The sequence below is a fragment of the Acidovorax soli genome, assembly GCF_014207955.1.
Taxonomy (GTDB): domain Bacteria; phylum Pseudomonadota; class Gammaproteobacteria; order Burkholderiales; family Burkholderiaceae_C; genus Acidovorax; species Acidovorax soli_A.
Window position 1 is genome coordinate 499,212 of record NZ_JACHLK010000004.1, and the last position, 10,668, is coordinate 509,879.

Here is a 10,668-nt window from a genome sequence, read left to right on the forward strand (position 1 = left end):
GGCGTGGCCTGCCGGCGGCAGGCCCGCCCGGACGGCCATGCCAGGGTGGCCCTGCGCAGGCGGGCGCGGTTCTTCATTGGGGGAAACGGGCAGGCTGGCGCAGCGCCAGCGCACTCAATGGCTGCCGCGCACGGGGATGCGGTCGACAGAAGCGGGGTGTACGCTGCCATGCTCTATGCAGTAGTCCACCAGGGCATCGATTTCGTTGGATTTGTCGAACACCGCATCCACACCCAGCTGGGCGCAGCGCATGCGGATGTCGGGCGTGGCATAGTTGCTCAGCACCACCATCTTCTGGTGGGGGCGGCGGTCACGGCAGGCGGCCAGCACACCCAGGCCGCTGCCCTGGCGCAGGAACAGGTCCACGATGGCCAAGTCCCATTGCTCCTGGTGGCCGGTGAGCCAGCCCTTGCCCTCGTCCTCGGTTTCGGCCACACCCACCGCTTCGACAGACGCCAGCTCTTCCAGGGTACCGATGAGGTTCTCCCGGATGGTGGCATTGTCTTCAACGATGTACGTGCGCAGTTTCACTACCTGATCCAAACAATGGCCGGTGCGAGCAAACCCGGGCCTGGTTCTGAATTTAACCGAAGCGTGGCTGCCATTCTGACAGCGGCTGCGCGCAGGCGGCGTAGGAGTGCTCCTACGGTGATGCGCACACGCTACATCCGGGCGCGCGCTCCACGTGCATGGTGCTCCATTCCATCGAGCGGCCGTCCAGCATCATCAGCCGCCCGGCCAGGGTGGGGCCCACGCCGGTGATCAGCTTCAGGGCCTCGGCCGCCTGCATGGCCCCGACGATGCCCACCAGGGGCGCGAACACGCCCATGAGTGCGCAGCTGACTTCTTCGAACTCGGCCTCGGGCGGGAAGATGCAGGCGTAGCAGGGGGCCCGGGGGTTGCGCGGGTCGACCACCGTGATCTGCCCGTCGAAGCGGATCGCCGCCCCGGCCACCAGCGGCACGCCGTGGCGCACGCAGGCGGCGTTGACCGCATGGCGCGTGGCGTAGTTGTCGCTGCAGTCCAGCACCACCGTGGCTCCGGGCAACAGCTGGTCGAGCAGGGCGGCATCGGCACGGGCCTGCAGGGTCTGGACCCGGGCCTCGGGGTTGATGGCCGCCACGGCCTGAGCGGCCGACTGCACCTTGGGCTGGCCCACGCGCTCCGTGGTGTGGGCGATCTGGCGCTGCAGGTTGGTCAGGTCTACCGTGTCGTCGTCCACCAGCGTGATGCGCCCGACGCCGGCCGAGCCCAGGTACAGCGCCGCCGGCGAGCCCAGGCCGCCGGCGCCGATGATGACGGCGTGCGCCGCCAGCACGCGTTCCTGGCCTTCGATGCCGATCTCGTCGAGCAGGATGTGGCGCGAGTAGCGCAGGAGCTGGTCATCGGTCATGGGCGGGGTGCGAGAGCTTGGGCTGCGATTGTGCGGGAGATTGCGGCATGGCGGAGGCAGGCGTGAAAAAGGCCGGACTCCCTGGGGAATCCGGCCTCTAGGGGGCAAACCTGGGGGCGCGAGGCGCCTTCGGTCAGTTTTCCTTCTTTTCTTCCTTGCGCTCGGTCAGCGTCTTGCTGACCAGCACGGGGCGGCCCTTGAGCTGGTTCAGGGCCTGCACCAGCTGGAAGTCCTTGTCGGTGCCAAACTCGGGCGCCTTGCGGTCGGCAGCCGGCTTCTTGGCTTCCTCTTCCAGGCGCTTGCGGGCCTCTTCGCGCGCCTTTTCACGGGCGGCGTCCTTCTTTTCCTCGCCCTGGCCGCTGCCCAGGTGCTTGTCCAGGTCGGCCTCGCGCATGCGCAGGGCAGCGAAGACGTTGCCCTCTTCGGACTCGTCGATCATCACATCGGGCACGATGCCCTTGGCCTGGATCGACTTGCCGCTGGGCGTGTAGTAGCGTGCCGTGGTCAGCTTGATGCCGGTGTCCGGGCCCAGGGGGCGCACGGTCTGCACCGAGCCCTTGCCGAAGGTCTGGCTGCCCATGATGGTGGCGCGCTTGTGGTCCTGCAGTGCGCCGGCCACGATCTCGCTGGCCGAGGCCGAGCCTTCGTTGACCAGCACCACCATGGGGACCGACTTGATGGCGGCGGGCAGGCGGCGCAGCGGGTCGCCGCCGCTGCGGCGCTGGTAGTACTCGGGCGCGGCCTTGTAGGTGGACTTGCTCTCGGCCAGCTGGCCGTTGGTGGTGACCACGGTGACGTTCTCGGGCAGGAAGGCGGCCGAGATGGCGACGGCCGCATCCAGCAGGCCGCCCGGGTCGTTGCGCAGGTCGAGCACCAGGCCCTTGACGTTGGGGTCCTGCTTGTAGATCTCTTCGATCTTGCGCACGAAATCGTCCACCGTGCGTTCCTGGAACTGCGACAGGCGGATCCAGGCGTAACCGGGCTCGATCACCTTGCCCTTGACGGACTGGGTCTTGATCTCTTCGCGCGTGATGGTCACCGGGAAGGTGCGGCTCTCGTCCTTGCGGAAGATGGTGAGCGTGACCTTGGTGTTGGGCTCGCCGCGCATGCGCTTGACGGCGTCGTTCAGGGCCAGGCCCTTGACGGCGGTCTCGTCGATCTGGGTGATCAGGTCGTTGGGCTTCAGGCCCGCGCGGAAGGCGGGCGAGCCTTCGATGGGGGAGACGACCTTGATCAGCCCGTCTTCCTGGGTGATCTCGATGCCCACGCCCACGAAGCGGCCCGAGGTGCCTTCGCGGAATTCCTTGAAGGACTTCTTGTCGAAATACTGGGAATGCGGGTCCAGGCTGGCCACCATGCCGGAGATGGCATCGGTGATGAGCTTCTTGTCATCGACCGGCTCGACGTAGTCGGTCTTGACCAGGCCGAAGACGGCCGACAGCTGCTGGATCTCTTCCAGCGGCAGAGGGGTCATGGCGCCGCGCGCGACGGTCTGCAGTGACACCGTGGTCAATGCACCAGCCACCACACCTACCGACACCCATCCTGCTATTTTGAGTTTGTGGCCCATAGAACACCTTTACCGCATCAATATACACCTGGGAAGCTGGTCCGAAGCCTTTTTTACATGCGTGTGAAAACATGCGTCTCAAAAAGGCGCCGGAATGCTTCTTAGAAGGGCCCCACCCGCCGCAGTTCCGCGCCGGGACTCGCTTTCGCAGGTTGGAAGGGGGTAATTGGCGGGCTTTACCCACCCTTTACGCCGATTTCTATGCCTTGCCTTGCGAAGCCACTGCCGCTGCGGCCTTGGCCGCAGCTTCCGCGTCACCCAGATAGTAGTGGCGGATGGGTTTCAGGTTCTCGTCGAGCTCATATACCAGTGGAATCCCGTTGGGAATATTGAGGCCCACGATTTCGTCGTCGGAGATGTTGTCCAGGTACTTGACCAGGGCGCGGATGGAGTTGCCGTGCGCCGCCACGACCACGCGCTTGCCGCCCTGGATGGCCGGGGCGATGGATTCGTTCCAGAAAGGCAGCACGCGTGCCACGGTGTCCTTCAGGCACTCGGTCAGCGGCACCTGGCCGGCATCCAGGCGGGCGTAGCGCAGGTCGCTGCGCTCGCTGCGCGGGTCGGTGGCTTCCAGCGCCGGTGGCGGGGTGTCGTAGCTGCGGCGCCAGACCAGCACCTGCGCGTCGCCATACTGCTTGGCCATGTCGGCCTTGTTCAGGCCCTGCAGGGCGCCGTAGTGGCGCTCGTTCAGGCGCCAGCTGTGCACCACGGGCAGCCAGGTGCGGTCCATCTCGTCCAGGGTGTGCCACAGCGTGCGCGTGGCGCGCTTGAGCACGCTGGTATAGGCCACGTCGAACTCGTAGCCCTCGGCCTTGAGCAGGCGGCCGGCATTCTTGGCCTGGTCCACGCCGGTCGCGGTGAGGTCCACGTCGGTCCAGCCGGTGAAGCGGTTTTCGAGGTTCCAGGTGGATTCGCCGTGGCGGATCAGTACGAGTTTGTGCATGGTTTCCCTAGGAGAGGCGGGTCAAAACCATACATTTTAGAATTGCGCGGTTCGCCAACCCAAGGAATCCCCTGTGAAATTCATTATCGACAACTGGTACCTGGTCTTCGTCGCTCTGGCCTCGGGCACCATGCTGCTGTGGCCCATGATCAAGAATGCCGGGGCCGGCACGCTCTCGCCCGCCGGTGCCGTGCAGCTCATGAACCGCGAAAAGGCGGTCGTCATCGACGTGTGCGAGACCGAGGAGTTCGCCGCCGGCCATGTGGGCGGTGCCAAGAACATCCCGCTGAACCAGCTCGAAGAGCGCCTGCCCACCACGGTGAAGAACAAGGCCCTGCCGCTGGTGTTGGTATGCGCCACGGGTGCGCGCGCCAACCGCGCCGTGGGCATCGCCAAGAAGCTCGGCTACGAGAACGTGCAGGCCCTGGCCGGCGGCCTCAAGGCCTGGCGCGAAGCCAGCATGCCCGTTGAAAAGGCCTGAGACGCCCCGACATGACGGGAGTGGGCGCCTGGCGCCACTCCCTCCATCGCGCCTGCAGCCGCTGCCCCCTACGAAAGATGCCTCCATGCAACCCGTGAAGATGTACACCACCGCTGTCTGCCCCTACTGCATCCGTGCCAAGCAGATCCTCAAGTCCAAGGGCGTGGAGCAGATCGAGGAGATCCGTGTCGACATGGACCCCGCCGCCCGCACCACCATGATGGAGATCACCGGCCGGCGCACCGTGCCGCAGATCTTCATCGGCGACACCCATGTGGGCGGCCACGACGACCTGGTGGCACTGGACGGCCGTGGCGGCCTCATGCCACTGCTGGGCGCGCAGTAACCGGCCTGCCGGTTTCCGGGCGCTGCATAATGCAGCCCCATGTGCCCGCTGCGGGAGCCTTTCCCCGGCGGGTTTCGTTTTGTCACCAGCTCGTTGTTTGAGCGAAAGAGACTTTTCAACCATGGCCGACCAAGAGAATCCCGTTTTCCAGATCCAGCGCGTCTACCTCAAGGACATGTCGCTCGAGCAACCGAACTCGCCCGGCATCCTGCTGGAGCAGGAACAACCCAGCGTGGACATCCAGCTGGGCGTGGAAGCCACTCCCGTGGCCGAAGGCATCTTCGAAGTGGCCGTGACCGCCACGGTGCAGACCAAGGTCAAGGACAAGACCGTGTTCCTGGTCGAAGCCAAGCAGGCCGGCATCTTCGAGATCCGCAACATCCCTGAAGACCAGATGGGCGCCATCATGGGCATCGCCTGCCCACAGATCGTGTACCCCTACCTGCGCGGCAACGTGGCCGACCTGATCAACCGCGCCGGCTTCCCGCCCGTGCACCTGGCCGAAATCAACTTCCAGGCCATGTTCGAGCAGCAGCAAGCCCAGGCCGCGGGCAATCCGTCGCCCATCATCACGCAATAAGCGTGGTTCGCGGGGACGCAGCATGCCGTCCCCGCCCTTTGATCCCCCTATGAAAATCCTTGTTCTGGGCGCAGGCGCCTGGGGCTCTGCCGTGGCCATGAGCGCCGCGCAGAACCCCGCCGGTCATGCCGTCACGCTCTGGGCGCGCGATGCCGGCCAACTGGCGGCCATGCAGGCCGGGCGTGAGAACGCGCGCTACCTGCCAGGCTTGGCCTTTCCGCCCGCACTGGTGCTGGCCGGTGGCGACCCCGTGGCGCTGGCGTTGGCGGCCGACCTGGTCATCGTGGCCACGCCCATGTCGGCGCTGCGCGGCATGCTGCAGTCCCTGCAGGGCTGCCCGGCCCCAGTGGCCTGGCTGTGCAAGGGCTTTGAATCCGTGGCCGGCGCCCAGGAGGGCCGTTTCGGCCTGCTGGCGCACGAGGTGTGCGCCGAGGTGGCGCCCGGCCTGCTCGCCGGCGCCCTGAGCGGCCCGAGCTTTGCCCAGGAGGTTGCCTGCGGCCAGCCCACGGCCCTGGTGGCGGCCAGCGAGCACGCCCGCGTGCGCGATGCGCTGGTGGCGGCCTTCCACAGCCCCAGTGTGCGCGTCTACGCCAACGAAGACATCGTCGGTGTCGAGGTGGGCGGGGCCGTGAAGAACGTGCTGGCCATTGCCACCGGCCTGTGCGATGGGCTGGAACTGGGGCTGAACGCCCGCGCCGCGCTCGTCACGCGCGGCCTGGCCGAGATGACGCGCCTGGGCCTGGCCCTGGGCGCGCGGGCCGATACCTTCATGGGCCTGTCGGGCCTGGGCGACCTGGTGCTCACGGCCACGGGCGACCTTTCGCGCAACCGCCGCGTGGGCATGCTGCTGGCCCAGGGCCAGACCCTGGCGCAGGCGGTCGAATCGCTGGGCCACGTGGCCGAGGGCGTGTACAGCGCCCGCACGGTGGCGCAGCGCGCCCGCCTGCTGGGCGTGGACATGCCCATCACCGAGGCCGCCGTGGCCCTGCTCGATGGCCGGCTGCAGCCTGCCGAGGCGGTGGCCCAACTCATGGGCCGAGGTCCCCGCGAAGAAGCCTGATCAACTGCCGGCCGACAGGCGGCGCAGCAGCCCCTCTTCGTCGTCCGGGTGGAAGAAGTAGGGGTAGAAGCTGCGCTCCTGCGCCGACAGGTCGGGCCGGCCGCCGAATTCGTCGATCAGGCGGCGCCCCTTGGCGCCCTCCATGTGCAGCAGCACGGCCGGGGCGCCCACGCGCTGGCACATGCGCGCCGAGCCCACCGGGTCGAAGCGCAGCATGCGCATGTAGAACGCGGCGTGGCGCGGGTTCACCTCGATCACGATGTCGGTCGCACGGCGCGCGCGGAAGGCCACGATGAAGGCGATGTGGAAAATGGCGCCCAGCACTTGCTTGGAGCGCACGCCCGGGTCCATGGCGAGCTTGCCGATCTCGCAGATGCGGGCGCCGCGCCCGCGCAGGTCGCCGATGAACTCGGGGAACTGCTCTTCGGCCGCCAGGTGGCCGTCGTCCAGGCGCACGGAGATGGTGCCTGCGGGTTGCCCGTCGATCTGCACCACCAGGCTGCTCAGATCGAAGTCGTGCGCCAGCGTGGCCTGCATGCTGTAGCCCCGGCTGGCATACATGCGCGCCAGCACGCCCTGGCCCTTGCGCGACAGGCGGATCTTGCAGGTCTTGGTCTCGGTGTAGCCCAGCCGGCTCAGGTACTCGCCCGGGTAGCCCAGCTCGACGATGGTCCTCTCTTCGTGTGGCATGTGCACGCTCCTCTCGGTATCCCTCCAACAGGTGCCCGGTGTCTGGCGGCGGCCAGCAGGGCCTTGTTGTGTGGCTTGCTCGTTGGAGGGAAGGCCAGCGTAGCGCCGTGCAAGGGCCTTGTCTTGTGCGACAAGGGGCTCGGCCGACCAGCGGCACAGGCGCTGGCGCCAGCGGCGCACAGGCCGCGCGCCATGTGCGAAAAAACACACCAAGTGGTAAAAAAATGAAAGGGCGCTTGCACATGGCAAGCGCCCTTTGGCGGGGAGTGGCTGCGGCGGTGGTTTACAGCACGCCGAACAGCATGAGCAGCAGGATCAGGGACAGGGGTACGCCGAGCAGCCAGAGAATGATGGGCATGGTGATCTCCTTGAAGGGTGAAGAGGTTGTGAAGCCAGTGACTTCACTGTAGGTTCCCCACCCGCTGCGGCCTGTCCTCCAACACGGTGCCCCTGCGTAGTCCCGAGCCTACCGGCCGTGCAGGGAATGCGGCAGCCCCGGCTTCTTCACAGCCCTTCTTCGAGCGCGAGCAGCTGTTCCACCGTCTGGCGGCGGCGGATCAGGCGCGCCTGGCCGCCATCGACCAGCACCTCGGCGATCAGCGGGCGCGTGTTGTAGTTGGAGGACATGGAGGCGCCGTAGGCACCCGTGTCGTGGATCACCAGCAGGTCGCCCACGCGCGCCTCGGCCAGTTCGCGCGGCAGCACCACGCCGCCGTCGCCCTGGGTGAACACGTCGCCCGATTCGCACAGCGGGCCTGCGACCACCGTGGGGCGCGTGATTGCGCCGCTGCCGCCATCCTTGCGCAGCACTTCCATGGCGTGGAAGCTGCCGTACATGGAGGGGCGCATGAGCTCGTTGAAGCCCGTGTCCACCAGCACGAAGTGGTTGGCTCCGGCGTTCTTGGTGGCACGCACCTCGCCCAGCAGCACGCCCGATTCGGCCACCAGGAAGCGGCCGGGCTCGATCTCCAGCCCGAGCTTGTGGCCCACGATGGCCTCGGCCTGCTGGCGCGCCGTGTTCCACAGGCCGTAATAGTGCTGCGTGTCGATCACCGGATCGCCGCTGCGGTAGGGGATGGACAGGCCGCCGCCGGCCGAGATGGCATGCAGGTCGTGGCCGGCCGCATGGGTGGTGCGCACCAGCTCCACCATGGCGCCGCAGACCTCGGCCAGGTGGCTGTAGTCCACGCCCGAGCCGATGTGCATGTGCAGGCCGGTGAGCGTGAGGCCGTGCTGGGCGATGGCCGCCAGCGCGGCCGGCAGGTCGGTGTGCCAGATGCCGTGCTTGCTGTGCTCGCCACCGGTGTTGGTCTTGTTGCTGTGGCCGTGGCCAAAGCCGGGGTTGATGCGCAGCCACACCGCGTGGCCGGGCGACACGGCGCCCAGCTGGTGCAGCATGTCGATGGAGCCGGCATTCACCGGCACGCGGTGCTCGACCACGCAGGCCAGGGTGTCGGCATCGAACAGGTCGGCCGTGAACACGATCTCCGAGGGCTCGCCGCCGGCCTGGTAGCCCGCCGCCAGCGCGCGCAGGATCTCGCCACGCGAGACCGCGTCCACCTTCACGCCCTGCTCGCGCATGAGCTTCAGGATGTGGATGTTGGAGCAGGCCTTCTGCGCAAAGCGCACGGTGTCGAAGTTGGACACCTGGGCGATGCGCTGGCGGATGGTGGCAGCGTCGTAGACCCACAGCGGGGTGCCGAACTGCGCGGCCAGGGACGCCAGCTGAGCGGGGGAGAAGGGATTGGACATTGCAAGGCTCCAGAAGGGAATGGCGCGATCATGCCGCCCCCTGGTCATCCAGTCCAATGCTTGTTTTGCGGCAGCTATTCATTTTGGATATGCTTTGCGCCATGCCCTACCCCGAAGATGCCGCCCCGCGGATCGGCCACCGCCACATCGAAGTGTTCCGCGCCGTCATGCTCGCCGGCAGCGCCACCGGGGCCGCGGAGTTGCTGCACACCTCGCAGCCGACGGTGAGCCGCGAGCTGGCGCGCCTGGAATCGCTGCTCGGCTACTCGCTGTTCGACCGCGTGCAGGGCCGTCTGCGCCCCCACGCCCGGGCGCTGGCCCTGTGGGAGGAGGTGCAGCGCTCCTGGCAGGGCCTGGACCGCGTGGTCGACCGCGCCGTGGCCCTGGGCCGCCCGGCCGATGCCGCGCAGTCGCTGTCGGTGCTGTGCCTGCCCGCGCTGTCCCATGCCCTGCTGCCCGGGGCCGCTGCGCGCATGCTGGCGGCGCACCCGGGCGCCCGGGTTTCCGTCACGCCGCAGGAGCCGCCCTTGCTCGAAGAGTGGATGACGGCGCAGCGCTTCGACATGGGCCTGAGCGAGCAGGTCTCCCACCCGCCCGGCACGCGCTCGCAACTGCTGCTGAGCCTGGACGAGGTGGCCGTGCTGCCTGCGGGCCATGCGCTCGCTGCACGGCCGGTGCTGCAGCTGGCCGACTTTGCGGATCAGCCCTTCGTGAGCCTTTCGGCCGACGATCCCTACCGCCGCCAGATCGATGCCCTGTTCGCCGAGGCTGGTGTGCCGCGGCAGATGCGCATGGAGACGCACAGCGCGGTGGCGGTGTGCGCGATGGTGCAGCGCGGGCTGGGGGTTGCCATCGTCAATCCGCTCACGGCGCTGGCCGTGGCGGGGCAGGGTGTGGTGGTGCGCAGGGTGGGGTTTTCGGTGCCGTTCAGTGTGAGCCTGGTATTGCCTCTGTACCGGGCGGCGTTGGAGGAGGTGGGGTGGATGGTGGAGGCTTTGAAGGCGGAAGTGGTGGATCTGGAAGGCAGGCTCCGGCAGGTGGTTTGATGGCCCGTTTGACCGATCTGCTGCTTTTAGTGGCTGCATGTCTTTGCCGAGGGCGGGAGCCGGGATGTGCGCCCGGCGGCGCAGTAACTTTCTCTTGGGCCGCCAAGAGAAAGTCACCAAAGAGAAGGCGGCCCCGCTGCCCGTGTCCCCCTCTCCGGTGGCGAGGGGGCAGCCTGCGATGCTCGGTCCTGGGGTGCACCGTGGAACTCGCTGCGTTCCCCCTGCGGGCGAACTTCGCTCAAACATCCACGGTGAGTCAGACAACGATGCGCGTGTCCTTCGGCACGCGCTCACCCCAGGCCCTGCGCTTCTCGGCACGGTCAGAAGGGGGTGGATACCCATACGGGCCATTGCTTCGCTCGGCCGCGTGGCCCTTCGCTGCGCTCGGCTTGCCAGAGCGATCACGCCCAGCCCGTCGGCAGCGCGCAGCGCGTAACCGACACCCGGCGCAGCTGCGAAAGCAGCAGCCGGGTGGTACCCGCTCCCCACCCCTTCTGGCTGCGCCGAGAAGCGCAGGGCCTGGGGTGGGTGCGTGTGCCGAAGGACACACGCACTTCGTGATCTGGCTCGTCGCGGATGTTTGAGCGGAGTTCGAAGAACGTAGCGAGTTCCGCGACGCCACCCCAGGACCGAGCATCGCAGGTTGCCCGTAGCGCAGCGCAGGGACGCAGACAGCGGGGCGCTGTTTCTTTGCCTACTTTCTTTTTGCGCATGTACAGACCGGGGACATGGTGAACACCTGTGCGGAGACATGGTGAACACTTTTCATTAGACGGCGTTCGTGCTGGCCAGGTCAATCACCAGGCA

At 67.4% G+C, this 10,668-nt stretch carries 11 protein-coding genes; 5 read left to right on the forward strand and 6 right to left on the reverse strand.

Annotation, left to right across the window (positions count from 1 at the left end; genetic code table 11):
- Positions 1 to 114: 114 nt before the first annotated feature.
- The 4 genes from HNP48_RS14010 to gpmA all read right to left on the reverse strand — a co-directional run bounded on the left by HNP48_RS14010 (position 115) and on the right by gpmA (position 3,906).
- Positions 115 to 531: a response regulator gene (locus HNP48_RS14010; RefSeq protein ID WP_184857842.1), complete on the reverse strand. Its 417-nt coding sequence runs from the start codon at positions 529 to 531 to the stop codon at positions 115 to 117.
- A 112-nt stretch (positions 532 to 643) separates the two neighbouring features.
- Complete coding sequence (locus tag HNP48_RS14015) at positions 644 to 1,393, reverse strand: molybdopterin-synthase adenylyltransferase MoeB (protein ID WP_184857844.1); 750 nt, start codon at positions 1,391 to 1,393, stop codon at positions 644 to 646.
- Positions 1,394 to 1,526: 133 nt separating this feature from the next.
- On the reverse strand, positions 1,527 to 2,963 hold the full coding sequence (locus HNP48_RS14020; protein ID WP_184857846.1) for a S41 family peptidase: 1,437 nt from the start codon (positions 2,961 to 2,963) through the stop codon (positions 1,527 to 1,529).
- A 199-nt stretch (positions 2,964 to 3,162) separates the two neighbouring features.
- Positions 3,163 to 3,906, reverse strand: a complete 744-nt coding sequence (gene gpmA, locus HNP48_RS14025) for a 2,3-diphosphoglycerate-dependent phosphoglycerate mutase (RefSeq protein WP_184857849.1) — start codon at positions 3,904 to 3,906, stop codon at positions 3,163 to 3,165.
- 73 nt (positions 3,907 to 3,979) lie between these two features.
- On the opposite strand from gpmA, the gene HNP48_RS14030 reads away from it, so the two are divergent.
- The 4 genes from HNP48_RS14030 to HNP48_RS14045 all read left to right on the forward strand — a co-directional run bounded on the left by HNP48_RS14030 (position 3,980) and on the right by HNP48_RS14045 (position 6,373).
- Positions 3,980 to 4,387, forward strand: a complete 408-nt coding sequence (locus HNP48_RS14030) for a rhodanese-like domain-containing protein (RefSeq protein ID WP_184857851.1) — start codon at positions 3,980 to 3,982, stop codon at positions 4,385 to 4,387.
- A gap of 85 nt (positions 4,388 to 4,472) precedes the next feature.
- On the forward strand, positions 4,473 to 4,733 hold the full coding sequence (grxC, locus tag HNP48_RS14035) for a glutaredoxin 3 (RefSeq protein ID WP_184857853.1): 261 nt from the start codon (positions 4,473 to 4,475) through the stop codon (positions 4,731 to 4,733).
- 121 nt (positions 4,734 to 4,854) lie between these two features.
- Complete coding sequence (gene secB, locus HNP48_RS14040) at positions 4,855 to 5,313, forward strand: protein-export chaperone SecB (protein WP_007860332.1); 459 nt, start codon at positions 4,855 to 4,857, stop codon at positions 5,311 to 5,313.
- A gap of 49 nt (positions 5,314 to 5,362) precedes the next feature.
- Positions 5,363 to 6,373 carry an NAD(P)H-dependent glycerol-3-phosphate dehydrogenase gene (locus HNP48_RS14045; RefSeq protein WP_184857855.1) on the forward strand — a complete coding sequence of 337 codons (1,011 nt, stop codon included), beginning with the start codon at positions 5,363 to 5,365 and terminating at the stop codon, positions 6,371 to 6,373.
- Here HNP48_RS14045 and HNP48_RS14050 read toward each other — a convergent pair whose 3' ends face one another.
- Both HNP48_RS14050 and lysA read right to left on the reverse strand, forming a co-directional pair.
- Entirely contained in the window at positions 6,374 to 7,063 is a 690-nt protein-coding gene (locus HNP48_RS14050) for an N-acyl amino acid synthase FeeM domain-containing protein (RefSeq protein ID WP_184857857.1), read from the reverse strand.
- Between the two features lie 504 nt (positions 7,064 to 7,567).
- The gene (lysA, locus tag HNP48_RS14055; protein ID WP_184857858.1) at positions 7,568 to 8,815 is read right to left on the reverse strand and encodes a diaminopimelate decarboxylase; all 1,248 of its coding nucleotides are present in this window, start codon (positions 8,813 to 8,815) and stop codon (positions 7,568 to 7,570) included.
- A 101-nt stretch (positions 8,816 to 8,916) separates the two neighbouring features.
- Here lysA and HNP48_RS14060 point away from each other — a divergent pair, with 101 nt between their 5' ends.
- A complete protein-coding gene (locus HNP48_RS14060) occupies positions 8,917 to 9,861 on the forward strand; it encodes a LysR family transcriptional regulator (RefSeq protein ID WP_184857860.1) in 945 nt (314 codons plus the stop codon).
- The last annotated feature ends 807 nt before the right edge of the window (positions 9,862 to 10,668 follow it).